The sequence below is a fragment of the Streptomyces humi genome (assembly GCF_001005085.2).
GTDB lineage: Bacteria > Actinomycetota > Actinomycetes > Streptomycetales > Streptomycetaceae > Streptomyces > Streptomyces humi.
This window is the reverse complement of sequence record NZ_LBMU02000070.1, coordinates 14,972-30,142: the sequence shown is the minus strand read 5'-3', so window position 1 is coordinate 30,142 and position 15,171 is coordinate 14,972. Positions and strand designations below refer to the sequence as shown.

At 71.2% G+C, this 15,171-nt stretch carries 11 protein-coding genes; all 11 read right to left on the bottom strand.

Translation table 11 applies throughout. The annotated features are described in order from the left end of the window. Nucleotides 1-3: 3 nt before the first annotated feature. The 11 genes from AAW13_RS28320 to AAW13_RS28270 all read right to left on the bottom strand — a co-directional run bounded on the left by AAW13_RS28320 (nucleotide 4) and on the right by AAW13_RS28270 (nucleotide 14,893). Nucleotides 4-2,511 (bottom strand): serine/threonine-protein kinase, encoded by a 2,508-nt coding sequence (locus tag AAW13_RS28320; RefSeq protein WP_046734426.1) that lies wholly within the window; start codon nucleotides 2,509-2,511, stop codon nucleotides 4-6. Further along, nucleotides 2,508-3,839 (bottom strand): hypothetical protein, encoded by a 1,332-nt coding sequence (locus AAW13_RS28315; protein WP_046734425.1) that lies wholly within the window; start codon nucleotides 3,837-3,839, stop codon nucleotides 2,508-2,510. Before AAW13_RS28315 ends, AAW13_RS28320 begins: the two co-directional genes overlap by 4 nt. Nucleotides 3,840-3,886: 47 nt before the next feature. Beyond that, nucleotides 3,887-4,924, bottom strand: a complete 1,038-nt coding sequence (locus AAW13_RS28310; protein ID WP_046734424.1) for a glutamate ABC transporter substrate-binding protein — start codon at nucleotides 4,922-4,924, stop codon at nucleotides 3,887-3,889. A gap of 14 nt (nucleotides 4,925-4,938) precedes the next feature. Further along, the gene (locus AAW13_RS28305) at nucleotides 4,939-6,291 is read right to left on the bottom strand and encodes a hypothetical protein (RefSeq protein WP_046734423.1); all 1,353 of its coding nucleotides are present in this window, start codon (nucleotides 6,289-6,291) and stop codon (nucleotides 4,939-4,941) included. 311 nt (nucleotides 6,292-6,602) lie between these two features. Beyond that, nucleotides 6,603-7,574, bottom strand: coding sequence for an N-acetylglucosamine kinase (locus tag AAW13_RS28300; RefSeq protein ID WP_046734422.1), 972 nt, complete (start codon nucleotides 7,572-7,574; stop codon nucleotides 6,603-6,605). Continuing rightward, nucleotides 7,565-8,833, bottom strand: coding sequence for a 6-phospho-beta-glucosidase (locus AAW13_RS28295; RefSeq protein ID WP_046734421.1), 1,269 nt, complete (start codon nucleotides 8,831-8,833; stop codon nucleotides 7,565-7,567). The genes AAW13_RS28300 and AAW13_RS28295 overlap by 10 nt, the downstream gene beginning before the upstream one ends. 6 nt (nucleotides 8,834-8,839) lie before the next feature. Then, nucleotides 8,840-9,736 (bottom strand): carbohydrate ABC transporter permease, encoded by an 897-nt coding sequence (locus AAW13_RS28290; RefSeq protein WP_046734420.1) that lies wholly within the window; start codon nucleotides 9,734-9,736, stop codon nucleotides 8,840-8,842. Nucleotides 9,737-9,738: 2 nt separating this feature from the next. Next, nucleotides 9,739-10,680: a carbohydrate ABC transporter permease gene (locus AAW13_RS28285; protein ID WP_046734419.1), complete on the bottom strand. Its 942-nt coding sequence runs from the start codon at nucleotides 10,678-10,680 to the stop codon at nucleotides 9,739-9,741. A 2-nt stretch (nucleotides 10,681-10,682) separates the two neighbouring features. Then, the gene (locus AAW13_RS28280) at nucleotides 10,683-12,035 is read right to left on the bottom strand and encodes an ABC transporter substrate-binding protein (protein ID WP_046734418.1); all 1,353 of its coding nucleotides are present in this window, start codon (nucleotides 12,033-12,035) and stop codon (nucleotides 10,683-10,685) included. Between the two features lie 139 nt (nucleotides 12,036-12,174). Further along, complete coding sequence (locus AAW13_RS28275; RefSeq protein WP_046734430.1) at nucleotides 12,175-13,386, bottom strand: ROK family transcriptional regulator; 1,212 nt, start codon at nucleotides 13,384-13,386, stop codon at nucleotides 12,175-12,177. A 403-nt stretch (nucleotides 13,387-13,789) separates the two neighbouring features. After that, nucleotides 13,790-14,893: a mechanosensitive ion channel family protein gene (locus AAW13_RS28270; protein WP_046734417.1), complete on the bottom strand. Its 1,104-nt coding sequence runs from the start codon at nucleotides 14,891-14,893 to the stop codon at nucleotides 13,790-13,792. Between the last annotated feature and the right edge of the window lie 278 nt (nucleotides 14,894-15,171).

Here is a 15,171-nt window from a genome sequence, read left to right as displayed (position 1 = left end):
CAACTACACCCACGTCCGGGGGCGGTAACGGTTGGCCCGTTCCACCAGGTCGATCCTCTCCTCACCGCCGGTCGCCAGTCTGGCCAGCGTGCGGTACGAGCGTTCCAGGCCGAAGCGGAGGCCCCGTTCGTCCAGACCGCTGCCGAGCAGCACCCGGCCACCGGTGGCGGGCTGTACGCCCTGGCCCCCGGAGAGTATCCAGTCCAGCGCGCAGCCGAGGACTTCCGCCGACAACTGCTCGCGCCGGGCCGGATCCAGACCGTACGCGTCCAGCCCCTCGATCTGCCCGGCGGCGGCCGTCAGATCGTCCAGGAACGGGGTGTCGTCCAGCGCCGCGGTCCGGTGCCGCAACCGCGCCCGGACGGCCGCCACCCGGGCCGCCGTGTAGTGGATCGAGGCCTCCGGCACCGACTCCAGCGTCCGCACGGCACCCCGCCGGTCGCCGGCCGCCAGCTGCACCCGGGCCAGCCCGAAGGCAGCGCTCACGAAACTCGGGTCGGTCGCCCACACCAGCCGGTAGTACTCGGCCGCGTTGTCCAGCTGGCCCAGCACCTCCGCGCACAGGCCGAGCGCCAGCTTGGGCGCGCTCTCGCCGGGGAACGCGTCGTAGATCGCGTCGAAGGACAGCGCCGCGCCCTCGAAGTCACCGGTGACCAGGGCGGTCACCCCCCGGTACCAGACCACCCGCCAGTCGTCGGGCCGCTCGCCCTCCAGCTCGCCCAGCGCGGTCAGCGCGGCCTCGTGTTCGCCGCTCTCCAGCCGGGCCCGGATCCCCCGCAGCCGGGTCTCCACGGTCTGCGTGGGCGCCGCGGCCAGCGCCCCGAGCAGCTCGCCCGGCGCCGCGGTCATCATCAGACCCGCCAGCAGACCCGCGTTCGGATCGCTCTGGTCGACCAGCGGGACGGGCAGGGCGAGCCCGGCGGCCGGGGTGGCGACACCCTTCACGAGGGAGGGCGCCGGATCGGAGCGGGCCGTCGACCCGCCCGGCGGCTCCAGCGCGAGCGTTCTGGAGGCCACCGCCCGGCCGCCCAGCCGGGACACCTCCCCGTCCAGCTTCGGGAACAACTCCGTGTCCGTGACCTTCACCTCCGGCCCGAACAGCGTCGACAGGGCGGGCCGGGCCCGGCCGGTCTGCACCGACACGACCTCCCGCAGCACCCCCGTCAGCTGCTCGGCCATCTCCTGCGCGGAGGCGAACCGGCGGGCCGGGTCCGGGTCGGTGGCCCGCACCAGCAGCCGGTAGAAGGACTCGTACTGCCGGAAGACCTCGATGTTGTCCGGGTCGGGCAGCGAGTCCACGAACACCGTCGTGTAGCCCTGGAAGTCGAAGGTGAGCACGGCCAGCGTGCGGCCCACGGTGTACAGGTCGGAGGCGACCGACGGGCCGACCTCGGCGACCTCCGGGGCCTGGTAGCCGACCGTGCCGTAGATCGCCGACTCCTCGTCGTCCATGCGGCGCACCGCGCCCATGTCGATCAGCTTGAGCTGGTCCTCGGTCTGGATCGCGTTGTCGACCTTGAAGTCGCAGTACAGCAGGTTGCGGCTGTGCAGATGGCCGAGCGCCTCCAGGGCCTCGATGCCGTACGCGCAGGCCTGCTCCACCGGCAGCGGGTCGCGGCGGCCCTCCGGGGTGCGCCGGGCGTTGGCGATCTCCTTGAGTGACTTGCCGCCGACGTACTCCATGACGATGTAGCCGTCGAGGGAACCGGTGCGCTTGTCGAGATGCTCGACGAAGTTGTAGATCCGCACGATGTTGGCGTGCTCGATCTCCGCGAGGAACCGCCGCTCGGAGATCGCGGCGGCCATCGCGTCCTGGTCACCCGTGTCCAGGAGGCCCTTGAGCACCACCCAGCGGTCCGCCACCGCCTTGTCCACGGCGAGGTAGATCCAGCCCAGACCGCCGTGCGCCAGACAGCCCGCCACCTCGTACTGGCCGTGCACCACGTCACCGGCCTTGAGCTTGGGCACGAACGAGTACGGGTTGCCGCACTTGGTGCAGAACCCCTCGGTCCGGCCCGGCCGCTCGCCCCGGGCCCGCCCCACCGGCGCCCCGCAGTCCGAACGCGAACAGAACCGCTTGCGCTCGGGCACCTCCGGGTTGTCCAGGACCATCTCGCGCGGGTCCGGCTTCGGCACCTGCGGCACCGCCACCAGGCCCGCGCCCAGCCTGCTGCGCCCCGACGTGCTGGTCGACGAACCCGAACTGCGCACCGACACCGAACGCCCCGTCGACCGGCCCGACAGGGACCGCGACAGCCGCCCGGAGACCGAGCGCCGCGACTTCGACGACTGCGACGACGTACGCGAACTGCGGCCGGTGGCGCGCGAACTCCCGCTGCCCGCCGACTCCCGGCCGCCGACCGTGATCCCGGTGGGCGGCGAGTCGAGCGTCCCCTTCGCCGAGACGACCGGCGCGAGACCGCAGGTGTCGCAGTACAGCTCGCCGCCGCCGACGTCCTCGTACGACCCCTCGCAGCCCGGCCTCTGGCACGTCTGTCCCGCCTGGCTCATACCTGCTCCCCCCTCCGGTCCTCGGGCCCGCCCTGCTGCGGCACCCGCGGCGCCCCCAGCGCCTCGGCCGCCGCCCGCTGGTAGCGCAGCACCGCCTGCTCCGCGACCCTGAGGTCGCAGGGCGCGCTCCACAGCATCCGCCGCGCCGCGTCGTACCGCTCGATCAGGAACGGGTCCTCGGCCAGCCCGTGCCGGGCCACCTTCGCCTTGTACGCGTCCAGCCGGCCGCGCAGCTCCGCGCGCACCGCGAGCGGCGCGGTGACCGCCGTCAACGACTCGCGGGCGCGCAGCAGTTCGTCGTCCGCCTTCTGCTCCAGCGACTCCAGGAGCGGCGACAGCCGGTGCCACTGGGCCTGTCTGCGGTACTCGGCGGCCGTCGCCAGCTGCTCCTGCAACGCGGTCGGCGGACCGCTGACCACCGGCACCTCGGTCGCCGCGATCTTCGCCAGCACCTCACCGCGCGCGGTGCGCGCCTCGGCGAGGGTGCGGTCCGCGCGGGACAGCACGTCCCGCAGCTTGATCAGCCGGGCCTCGGCGTCCTGCCGTACCGTCAGCACGGCGTCGATCTCGCGCCGCACGTCCTCCAGCGCCCGCGCCTCCCGGTCGTACACCGTGGTGTCCGGACGGCCGCCGCCCGGGGCCGAACTGCCCTGCGCGGGAACCCAGAAGTTCAGCGGGTCCGAGACCACGTCCTCACGCAGCCTCGTCAGTATCCGGGTGATCCGCTCCAGGTCGTCACCCGCCGGGTGCTCGCCGGGGCGCACCCCCACCGAGTGCGCCAGCTTGCGGGTGCGCTGTAGCTCCGCGGCGAGTAAATCGATCCGCGCGGGCAGCGCCGACCAGACCGCGTCCGCGGTCACGACCATGTCCAGCGAGGCCGCGTACAGCTCGTTCATCCGGTCGACCAGGGCCGCCAGCGAGAAACGCTCGCTGAGCCGGCCCGCCGCGGACAGCAGCGTCGGCGCGTTCGCCGTCGCCGTGGCACTGCCGGCCACCGTCACCGACTCGCCGCGCAGCAGCTCGGTCAGCTCCACCAGGTCCTCACGGCTGGACCAGCGGCGCCGGGCCCGGATCTCCCGGGCGCCGCGCAACGCGTCCGAGTACGCGTCGAAGTACGCCCACAGCAGGCTGATCGACGCCTCGGCGGTCGTCCACCGCTCCCGGGTCGTCCCGGTCAGCTCGGCGCCTTCGAGGAGTCTGCGGCCCGCGTGGTCCTGAAGGGCGAGCAGCGAGGTCTCGATCGCCTCGTGCTCCGCGCCGAGCCGCGCCAGCGCACGGTCCACCTCGTCCCGGTCCATCACCGGCCCGGCGGGGTCCGTGACGCCCATCGATCACCTCTCGCTCGCTCGTCGGGGCATGGCCGCGCGGATGCGGGTCAGCTCGTGCGCAGGTACTGCGGCGCGGGCGGTTCCGACGCCGCCGAGTCCGCTCCCAGTGTCGCCGACAACCACTTGGTGTACGAGTCCTGCCAGCCGTCGGACCGGTAGTCCACCAGGATCTGGTTGACCCGGCGTACCAGATCGGTCGCCTTCTTGTTCATCGCCACGCCGTAGTACTCGGTGGTGAACGCCGGGCCCTTGAGCGCGACCGTCGGATCCTGCGCGGCCTGGCTGGCGGCGAGCGCGCCGTCGGTGATGACCGCGTCGACCTCGCCGAGCTGCAACCGCACCAGGCAGTCCAGCTGGTTGGGGACGACGGTGATCCTGACCGAGGAGGGCACCTTGCCGGACTGCCGGTCGGCGGTCACGTCGTCGAGAGCCGTCGAACTGGCGGCCACGCACACCTGCTTGTCCGCGAGCGTCGTGTTGTACCCGCTGACCGGCGAGGACTTGGGGGCCAGCACCTGCTGTCCGGTCCTGAAGTACGGCGCGGAGAACGCGACGTCGTCCAGTCGCTTGCAGGTGATGGTCATGGTGCGCACCACCATGTCGACCCGGCCCTGCTGGAGCGCCGGTATCCGCTGGCTCGTCGGGATCGCCTTGAACGTCACGTCGTTCGCGTCGCCGAGGATGTCCTTGGCTATCCGGTGCACCAGGTCGATGTCGAAACCCTCCAGGTCCGCATCCGAGTTGTTCGGGTTGCGGTAGCCCCAGCGGTAGCTGTTCTGGTCGACGCCCACGACCAGCTTCCGCGCGGAACCCTTGCGGGCCTTGATGGCCTCGATCGTCGCGCCGTCGGCGCCCGACGGCGCCCAGGTGTCGTTCTGCACCTGCGAGTCCACGCAGTCGCCGGCGCGCGCCTGGCGGCCGGTGGCCAGCTTCCCGCCGCCGGACGCGCTGTCGCCGCCGTCCTCTCCGTGCGACTGGGTGAGCGGCAGCAGCAGCACGAACGCGAGCGCCAGCACGCAGCCGACCGCCATCGCGCCCACCCCGCCCCAGCCGCGCAGGGACAACCGCAGCCTTCGTACGAACATCGCCACGCCCCCTCTCACCGGTACTCCGAAAGCCTGCGTCCGATGCCGAACAGCGCGCCCGCCGCCGCCGCGACCCCCAGCATGGCGGTACCGATCGGCAGCCCGGTCATCGCGTCCCGCCCGTCGGTGGCCTGCTGCTGGAACTCGCGCTGCTCGTGGTCCAGCGCGGTCTTCAGGTTGGCGTCGACGCTGTCGAAGCACTCGCCGGTCGCGTCCTTCGGGCCGATCACCTTGGCCAGCGCCGCCGCGTAGTCGCCGTTCTCGTCCTCGCGGCGGGCGTCGGCGTGCCGCTCCTTCCACACCTTCATGTTCCCCTGGGCCGCCACCACGGGCTTGCTGCCGCCCGAGTCGTCCGCGAGCGCCGCCGCCTGGGCGAGGCCCTTGCCGAGGGCGTCCATGTCCTTGTCGAAGTCGTAGTAGTACGTGTCGTACGTCTGGTCGCCGACCTTGACGGTCTCGGCGCCGCGCGCCACCAGGCTCAGGTTCTCGTTGCCACGGGCCTTGAGGGAGGCGATCCGGGCGTCGTGCAGCACGTTCAGCGAGCGGACGCCGTGGTCGTAGGAGTCGTCCAGGCCGGCGCGCGCGATGCTGTGGCCGACGACCAGCCACAGCAGCGTGACGACGGTCGCCGCGGAGGCCGCGACCAGGCCGTGGTTCAGCACCCGGTTGGTACGGCGGTAGTGGCGCAGCTGGGCCCAGGCGAGCGCGGCGAGCGCCAGCAGACCGAGGGCGATCGCCGCCCAGGGGTACGGTGTCGCGTCCGAGTAGTCGGAGGCGAGCCGCGCGTTCTCCTTCGTGTACAGCTGCTGCGCCGCCGGGAGCATCTCGTGCTGCATCTTGTCGTTCGCGTAGCGCAGGTAGGCGCCGCCGACCGGGTAGCCCTGCCGGTTGTAGACCCTGGCCCGCTCCACGAGCCCCTTGTACTCCGGCAGCAGCCTGTTCAGCTTCGCCACGGCCGCCTCGGAGGGCGAGCCGGGCTCGGAGTTGGCGGCGGCGTTGACCAGGCCTTCGGCGGCGTTGCGGATGTCCTGCTCGTACGTGGTGCGGGAGGCCGCCGTCTCCTGGCCGCCGGCCAGGAAGCCGTCGGAGGCCGCGGTGTTGGCGTCCGCCAGGGAACGGTAGATGTCCGCCGCGCTCGAACTGAGCGGCTGACTGCGGTGCAGCACGTCGTCGGCGGCGGCCGCGCGGTCGCTCATCTGCCAGGCGGTGACGGCACCGAACGCGACGATCAGCGCGGCGAGCACGGCGCCGATGAGGCGCAGCCGGCCGGGCTCCGTGGTGGCGGCGGCCCGCAGCCGGTCGACGCCCTCCACGAACGCGGGGCGGCGCGGGGCGGCCTGGGGGACCCGGGGGGCCGGGGCGGGCACGGCGGGGCCTGCTCCTGGCGGTGCCGTACTGCTTGTCGGCGGGTGTGTCACTCGACCTCCCCCATGGTCATCCGGTCGCCGCCCAGTATCGCCGCCCGGACTGACATTCGGCACCGGCGTTCACTGGATCTTGATCGGATCGCAGCGGAACCCCTGCCCATGAATACGCCGGGGGGTTCGGTTCGGTTCCGGAGGGGTGGTGTGGCGTCGTTCCGGGGCGCGGGTGGGGTGGGCGCTGGTCGCGCGGTTCCTTCCCCGGCCTTCGGCCGGGGGTACCCCCAGCGCCCCTGACGGGGCGCTTTCACACGACGTCAGTTCTCGAAGTGCTCCCGCACCCTCCCCTGCGCGTCCGGGCCCGCGCCCACCGTGTCCAGGCCCAGCAGCGCGGCGCCCAGCACCGGACGGGCCGTCACCACCCTCGGGACCGCCTTCGGGGCGCGGACCGCCAGCAGCTCCCGCACCCCGTCGTCCAGTTGCGGATGCCCGCCGGTCAGTACCCCGCCGCCCAGCAGCACGGGCGTCTCCTCGTCGAGGAGTTCCAGCCGGGTCAGGGCCACCGTCGCCATGGTCACCACCTCCTGCGCCAGCCGGTCCACGACCGTCCGCGCCACCGGATCACCCTCCGCCGCCGTCGCGAACAGCACCGGCGTCAGCTCGTGCCGGCGGCCGTGCTCGACGTGCTCCAGGTGCAGCGCCTCGATCAGCGCGTACATGGACGTCAGCCCGAAGTGCGCGGGCAGCGTGCGGGCCAGGGCCGTCGGCTCCCCCCGGCCGTCCTCGGCCCGGGCCGCGTGCCACAGCGCCTCCTCGGCCAGGCCCCAACCGCCGCCCCAGTCACCGGAGATCCGCCCTATCGCCGGGAAGCGGGCGGTACGGCCGTCGGGGCGCATGCCGACGCAGTTGATGCCCGCGCCGCACACCACGGCGACGCCCCGGGGCTCGGCGACGCCCGCCCGCAGGATGGCGAAGGTGTCGTTGCGGACGGTCACCGAGCCGCCCCAGTCGCGGGCCGCCAGCGCGGCGGCCAACTGCTCCTCCTCGACCGGCAGATCGGCGTTGGCGAGGCAGGCCGAGACATGGGCGACCGAGGTGACCCCGGCGGCGGCGTACGCCTCGGCGACCGCCCCGGCCACCTCGTCCACGGCCTGCTCCACACCCACCACCGGCGGCCGGAAGCCGCCGGCCCGTGCCGTGGCGAGGACCTCGCCGTCCGCCGCCACCACCGCGACGTCGGTCTTGCTGTTGCCCGCGTCGATGGCGAGGACACTTGCGGTCAGGCCCACGCGAGGTGCTCCCGGTTGTGCGCGATCAGTCGGTCGGTCAGGGCGTCGGCGTACTCGTACTGGCCGACCAGGGGGTGGGCGAGCAGGGCCCGGAAGACCCGGTCCCGGCCGCCGCGCAGCGCCGCCTCCAGCGCCAGTTCCTCGTACGCGGTCACGTTCGCCACCAGGCCCGCGAACAGCGGGTCGACGTCCGGGACGGCCAGCGGCAGGGCGCCGGACGGGCCCACCGCCGCCTGCACCTCGATCACCGCGTCGTCGGGCAGGAAGGGCAGCGTGCCGCCGTTGTACGTGTTCACCACCTGGTAGGGGTTCCCGGCGCCGCCCAGCAGCGCCGCCGTCAGGTCCACCGCCGCCTCCGAGTAGTAGGCGCCGCCCCGCTTCGCGAGCAGCTCCGGCTTCTCGTCCAGCGTCGGGTCGCCGTACATCTCCAGCAACTGCTTCTCCATCGCGGCCACTTCGGCGGCCCGGGACGGCTTGGTGCGCAGTTCCCGCACCACCTCGTCGTGCGCGTAGTAGTAGCGCAGGTAGTACGAGGGGATCACGCCCCCCAGGCGGTCGAGGAGGGCCGGCGGCAGCTTCAGGTCCGCGGCGATCGTTTCGCCGTGCTCCGCGAGCAGCTTGGGCAGCACGTCGTCGCCCTCGGGGCCGCCGAGGCGGACCGCGGTCTCCCAGGTGAGGTGGTTCAGGCCGAGGTGGTCGAGGTGGATGTCGGACGGCGTGACCCCGAGCAGGTTCGCGAACTTCCGCTGGAAGCCGATCGCCACGTTGCACAGCCCGACCGCCCTGTGGCCGGCCTGGAGCAGGGCGCGGGTCACGATCCCCACCGGGTTGGTGAAGTCGATGATCCAGGCGTTCGGGTTGGTACGGCGGACCCGTTCGGCGATGTCCAGGACGACCGGGACCGTGCGCAGCGCCTTGGCCAGGCCGCCCGCGCCGGTGGTCTCCTGGCCGATGCAGCCGCACTCCAGCGGCCAGGTCTCGTCCTGCTGCCGGGCCGCCTGCCCGCCGACGCGCAGCTGGAGCAGCACCGCGTCGGCGCCCTCCACCCCCGCGTCCAGGTCGGAGGTGGTGACGACACGGCCGCCGTGACCCTGCTTGGCGAAGATGCGGCGGGCCAGTCCGCCCACCAGTTCCAGGCGTTCGGCGGCCGGGTCGACCAGCACCAGTTCCTCGACGGGCAGGGTGTCCCTGAGCCGCGCGAAGCCGTCGACGAGTTCGGGGGTGTAGGTCGAGCCTCCGCCGACCACAGTGAGTTTCATGCTTGGTTAACCCTTCACTCCGGTGAGCGTGACGCCCTCGACGAACGCCTTCTGGGCGAAGAAGAACACGAGGATCACGGGGGCCATGACCAGCACGGTCGCGGCCATGGTGAGGTTCCAGTCGGTGTGGTGCATGCCCTTGAACGACTCCAGGCCGTAGGAGAGGGTCCAGGCGCCCGGGTTCTCCGAGGCGTAGATCTGGGGGCCGAAGTAGTCGTTCCAGGCGTAGAAGAACTGGAACAACGCCACCGCGGCGATGCCGGGCCTCGCCATCGGGAGCACCACCCGCAGCAGGGTCCTGAGGTCCCCGCAGCCGTCCACCTTCGCCGCGTCCAGGTACTCGTTCGGGATCGTCATCAGGAACTGGCGCAGCAGGAAGATGGAGAACGCGTCACCGAACGCCATGGGCACGATCAGCGGCCACAGGGTGCCCGACAGGTCCAGCTGCTTCGCCCAGAAGAGGTACATCGGGATGACGACCACCTGTGGCGGCAGCATCATCATCGAGATCACCAGCATCAGGGAGAGATTGCGGCCCCGGAAGCGGAACTTCGCGAGCGCGTACGCCACCGGCAGCGAGGAGACCACGGTCAGGACGGTGCCCAGGCCCGCGTAGAGCAGGGTGTTCTTCCACCAGGTCAGGAAGCCCGGTGTGTCGAAGACCTTCCGGTAGTTGCCCCACTCCCAGGTGTGCGGGATCAGGTCCCGGCTCAGTGCCTGTGTGTCGCTCATCAGCGAGGTCAGGAACACGAACACGAAGGGGAGCGTGAAGAACAGGGCGGCGGCGACGCCGAGGGAGTGCACCGCCACCCAGTTCAGCAACGCCTTGCGGCGGGCGGTGCGTTCGGCCGCGGACAGCGGCCCGGGGGCCAGTTCCGCCGGCCGGTCCAGCACTTGGGTCATCGTCAGTCACCTGCCTGGATGAGACCGCCCCGGCGCCGCATCAGGAGAGCGGTGAACGCCATGGACAGGGCGAAGAGGACGAGGGCGACGACACAGGCGGAGCCGTAGTCGAAGCGCTGGAAACCGAGGTTGTAGACGAGCTGCGGGAGGGTGAGCGTCGATTTCTCCGGATAACCGGGCTCGAACTGCGTTCCCGCGCCCTGGATGACACCGGAGGCGACCTTTCCGGCGATCAGTGGCTGTGTGTAGTACTGCATCGTCTGGATGACGCCCGTGACGACCGCGAACATCACGATCGGCGAGATGTTCGGCAGGGTGACGAACCGGAACCGCTGCCATGCCGACGCGCCGTCGAGTTCCGCCGCCTCGTACTGCTCGGCGGGTACGTCGAGCAGCGCGGCCATGAAGATGACCATCAGGTCGCCGACACCCCACAGGGCCAGCAGGGTCAGCGCCGGCTTCGACCAGGTGGGGTCGTTGAACCAGCCGGGGGCCGGGATGCCGGCCTTCTCGAGGATCGAGTTGACCGGCCCGGTACCCGGGTTGAGGAGGAACGCGAACGCCATGGTCGCCGCGACCGGCGGGGCCAGGTACGGCAGGTAGAAGAGGGTGCGGAAGACACCGGTACCCGTCTTGATCTTCGTGATGAGCATCCCGATGCCGAGTCCGAAGACGACCCGCAGCGAGACCATCACGACCACGAGCCACAGGGTGTTGCGCATCGCGGGCCAGAAGAACGGATAGTGCTCGAAGACGTACGTCCAGTTCTTCGTGCCGCTCCACGTCGGCGGTCGGAAACCGTCGTAGTGCATGAACGAGAAGTAGACCGTCGAGATCAGCGGATACGCGAAGAACACCGCGAAGCCGATCAGCCAGGGCGACATGAAGGCGGCCGTACGAAGCGCCGACCGGCGGCGCTTCGACGCCAACGTGACGGTGCTCATCGCTACTTGGCCTGCGCGATGTCCGTGTCGATCTGCGCGGCGGCCTGCTTCAGGCCCGCCTTCAGGTCGGTGACCTTGCCGCTCTCGTAGTCGTAGCCGAGCTGCTGGACCGTCGTCAGGTACACACCGCCGTTGACGGAGGCCGGTGCCGTGGTGGAGTCCGGGTTCGCGGCGATGTCCAGGAACGTCTTGAACCGCGGGTCGTACTTCAGTTTCGGCGACTTGAGGGCGGCCAGCGTGGAGGGCACGTTGTGGATGGCGTTGGAGAAGTTCACCACCGCGTCCGTGTCGGTGCTGATGTACTTCACGAACTCCCAGGCCGCGTTCTGCTTCTTGCTGGTGGCGGCGACACCGGCGATGGTGCCGGTGATGTAGCCCTTGCCGTACTGGGCGGCCTGGTCGTCCGGGACCGGCAGCGGGGCGACGCCTATGTCGAACTTCGGCTTGGCGTCCAGGGCCATCCCGAGCCGCCACTCACCGTCGAGCTGCATGGCGACCTGACCGGTCTGGAAGGGGTGCTTGGGGCCCCACTCGTCGCCCAGGGTGGCCCGGAACTTCTCCAGCTTCTGGTAGCCGCCGAGCTGGTCGACCAGCTGCTTCTGGAGCGTGAACGCCTTCTCGAAGGCCGGGTCCTTCGCCACCTGCGACTTGCCCTCGCTGTCGAAGTACGTCGGCGAGAACTGCCCGAGGTAGTGCTCGGTCGTGGTCTCCCAGCCGTGGTAGTCCGGCATGAAACCGAGCTGCTTGTAGCTGTCGCCCTGGGTGATCGTCAGCTTCTTGGCGTCGGTCTCGAACTCGGACCACGTCTTCGGCGGGCTGGTGATGCCTGCCGCCTTGAACGCCGTCTTGTTGTAGTAGAGCCCGTACGCGTCCCCGAGCAGCGGCACCGAACAGCGGTCGCCCTCGAACTGGGTGTACTCGTTCATCGCCTTCGGGAACGTCGTCTGCGGATCGATGCCCGACTTCTTGAAGAAGGGGTTGAGGTCGACCAGCGCGCCCGAGGAACAGAACTTGCCCACGTTGTTGGTGGTGAACGACGAGATGACGTCCGGGGCCTTGTCGCCGCCCGAGCGCAGCGCCTGGTTGATCTTGTCGTCGGTCATGTTGCTGACGACCTTGACGTGGATGTTGGGGTGCGCCTTCTCGAAGCCGGCGATCAGCGCGTCGACCGCCTTCACCTCGTTGGGGGCGCTCCAGGCGTGCCAGAAGTTGATGGTGGTGTCCGCGGAGGCGTCGTCGGAGGCGCCGGAGGAGGACTGCCCGGTGCAGGCGGTGGTGAGCAGGGCCAGTGAACTGGTCAGGACGGTCAGGGCAAAAGCCGTCTTTCGGGCGGTCGAGGATGTGCGTGTGGGCATGACGGGATCTCCCAGGGGCGGGCGGGACGGGAAGAACGGATGCGGGCGTGACGAGAAGACGGGTGAAGACGGGTGAAGGAGGGCGGAGACGGGTGAATACGGATGAAGGAGGGCGAAGACGGGGCGGAACCGGGGCCGGCTAGCGCGAGGTGTCGAAGACCTCGTCGCGGGTGGTCGCGAGTGCGCTCTCCAGCGCGCCGCGCAGCACGGGGTGTTCGCGGACGTCGCCGACGACGAGCCGCGGCCGGGCGGCCGCCAGCTCCTCCAGCTCGGCCTGGACGAGGGCGCGCAGCACCTCGCCGCCGGAGGTCAGCACGGTGCCGCTGAGGACGATGAGTTCGGGGTCGAGGACGGAGACGAGGGCGGCGAGACCGGTGGCTAGCCGGGTCGCGTAGGTCTTCAGGAGTTCGCGGTGCGGTCCGGTGCCGTGGTCGGCGGCGCGGGCGACGAGGGCGGCACCGGCCTCGGCGCGCGACCCGGTGGGTACGTCGTCGATGCCGAGCTCCGCGGCCAGCCCGGGCAGTACCTGGGAACCGGCGAGGGCCTGGTAGCCACCGCTGTTGGCCTTGGTGACCTGGCGCACCAGCGGGGTGCCGGGCACCGGCAGGAAGCCGACCTCTCCGGCGCCGCCGGTCCAGCCGCGGTGCAGCCGGCCGCCGAGGACCAGGGCGGCGCCGAGGCCCTCCTCGTTCCACAGCAGCACGAAGTCGCCGTGGCCGCGGGCCGCGCCGAGCCGCTGTTCGGCGATGGCGACGAGGTTGACGTCGTTCTCGTACTCGACCGGCATCGGGAGCGCGGCGGCGAGTTCGTCGAGCAGCGCGGGGGAGTGCCAGCCGGGCAGGTGCGAGGCGTAGCGCAGGCGGCCGGTGTTCGGGTCGAAGGCGCCGGGGGTGCCGATGACCAGCCGGCGCACGTCGTCCCGGGCCAGCCCGGCCGCCTTCACCGCGCCGTCGAGCGCGTCGGTGACCTGACGTACGACGGGGTGGGCGGAGCGCCGTCCCGGGGTGGGGAGTTCGTACTCGCCGACGGTGCGGCCGGTGATGTCCGCGACGGCGGCGCGGATCCGGTCGGGGCTGACGTCGAGTCCGGCGGCGTGCGCGGCGGCCGGGTTCACCGCGTACAGCTGGGCGTTGGGGCCGGGACGGCCCTCGCTGGTGCCGGTCGCCAGGACCAGTCCGGCCGCCTCCAGGCGGGCCAGCAGCTGGGAGGCGGTCGGCTTGGAGAGGCCGGTCAGCTTGCCGATCCGGGTGCGGGACAGCGGGCCGTGCTCCAGCAGCAGGTCCAGTGCGGCGCGGTCGTTCATGGCGCGCAGCACGCGAGGGGTGCCCGGCGTACCGGCGGTTCCTGCCATGTGGTTCGACACCTGCCTTTCCAGCCGCTCAGTTTCCCAGTGACCCGGGTCGTCGGTCCAGCCGGGTGGGAGGTCCGGACCGGTTCCCCTTGATCACTGTTAGGAAAGTTTCCTGTTGGCTGGAAAAGTAGGCCGCCGGGAGAAGGGCGTCAATAGCCCGCCGGTGCGGCAACCCAGTCGTTACCTGGACACGGACATGCGAAAGGCCCGCCCGGGAGACCGGACGGGCCTTTCGGCGCGGAGACCGCGGTAGCCGCTCGGAAGCCGCTCCGTGCTGCTCAGTGCCGCTCCGTGCTGCTCAGTGCTGCGTCGGGAAACCGGTCAGCCAGCCAGGAACGGGGCGGTGCCGAGGGTTCCCCGCCGGTTCCCCGCCCGTCACTCGGACGAGCGTGCTGCCGTTCCCCTACTTCCCGGGGGCCGTCGGCCTCTGCGGAGGTATCGGCGTCGTCGCCGCCACCTGCGGGGAGTCCGCGTCGGCGAAGACCGCCGGGGCCGCCACCGCCGCCACCGGGTCGGCCGCCTCCTCCTCGGAGAGGGCGGTCGGGACCCCGCCGACGATCCGGATGTCCGCCGCGTCGAAAGCCCGCTTGATCCGCCAGCGCAGCTCGCGCTCCACGGTCAGCGCCTTGCCGGGCATGGTCCTGGCGGAGAGCCGCACCACCATCGAGTCGATGAGGACGGAGTCCAGGCCGAGTACCTGGATGGGGCCCCACAGCAGCTCGTTCCAGGGCTCCTCCTTCGCCATCTTCTCGGCGACCTCGTCCAGCACGGCCCGGACCCCGTCGAGGTCCTCGCTGGACCGGACGGTGACGTCCACGCCGGCGGTGGCCCAGCCCTGCGACAGGTTGCCGATGCGCTTGACCTCGCCGTTGCGGACGTACCAGATCTCGCCGTTGTCGCCGCGCAGCTTGGTCACCCGCAGGCCGACCTCGATCACCTCGCCGGCGGCCACCCCCGCGTCGATCGTGTCACCGACGCCGTACTGGTCCTCCAGGATCATGAAGACACCGGACAGGAAGTCCGTGACCAGGTTGCGGGCGCCGAAACCGATCGCCACACCGGCGACACCGGCCGAGGCCAGCAGCGGTGCCAGATTGATCTGGAAGGCGGACAGCACGGTCAGCGCGGCCGTGCCGAGGATCACGAAGCTGGCCACCGACCGCAGCACGGACCCGATCGCCTGCGACCGCTGCCGCCGCCGCTCCGCGTTGACCAGCAGCCCGCCCAGGGTGGTGCCCTCGGCGGACTCGGCCGTCCGGTTCATCCGGTCGATGAGCTTGGTTATCGCCCGCAGCACGACCCTTCTGAGCACCACCGCGATCACCAGGATCAGCAGCACCTTCAGCCCGATCGCCAGCCAGGTCGACCAGTTCTGCTCGACCCAGCTCGCGGCGTTGGTGGCGCTCTCCTGGGCGTCCTGGAGCGTGGGCACCGCCGGGGTCGACGATCCCGAAGGGGTCGGCGACGGCGACGAACCGGCGGCCAGTAGGACGGCGGGCAAGGACACGGCGGGTACCTCCAGGCGGTGCGGTGCTGCCCTCCGGTACGGCGATCACGGTCGGATACGGCGGTCAAGGTCACGAAAAGGTCACCGGACGGGCAGGATCACCACACTAACGGCGCATCGTGTGCGCACCGCACCGAAACGTGAAGGAGAGACCGCGCTCACTGCCGTTTGAACAGCCCTGCTTGAGGAGGGGGGCGGCCGGGGGATGAATGCGATGTGGTCGAAAACACTCCCAGCCCGTTACGCGGACATGGTGGCGCGGCCACCAGCGAAGAGGG

Coding starts and splice junctions, on each gene's coding strand:
- AAW13_RS28320 (WP_046734426.1), bottom strand. CDS start 2,511: ATGAGCCAGGCGGGACAGACGTGCCAGAGGCCGGGCTGCGAGGGGTCG.
- AAW13_RS28315 (WP_046734425.1), bottom strand. CDS start 3,839: ATGGGCGTCACGGACCCCGCCGGGCCGGTGATGGACCGGGACGAGGTG.
- AAW13_RS28310 (WP_046734424.1), bottom strand. CDS start 4,924: ATGTTCGTACGAAGGCTGCGGTTGTCCCTGCGCGGCTGGGGCGGGGTG.
- AAW13_RS28295 (WP_046734421.1), bottom strand. CDS start 8,833: ATGAAACTCACTGTGGTCGGCGGAGGCTCGACCTACACCCCCGAACTC.
- AAW13_RS28290 (WP_046734420.1), bottom strand. CDS start 9,736: ATGACCCAAGTGCTGGACCGGCCGGCGGAACTGGCCCCCGGGCCGCTG.
- AAW13_RS28285 (WP_046734419.1), bottom strand. CDS start 10,680: ATGAGCACCGTCACGTTGGCGTCGAAGCGCCGCCGGTCGGCGCTTCGT.
- AAW13_RS28280 (WP_046734418.1), bottom strand. CDS start 12,035: ATGCCCACACGCACATCCTCGACCGCCCGAAAGACGGCTTTTGCCCTG.
- AAW13_RS28275 (WP_046734430.1), bottom strand. CDS start 13,386: ATGGCAGGAACCGCCGGTACGCCGGGCACCCCTCGCGTGCTGCGCGCC.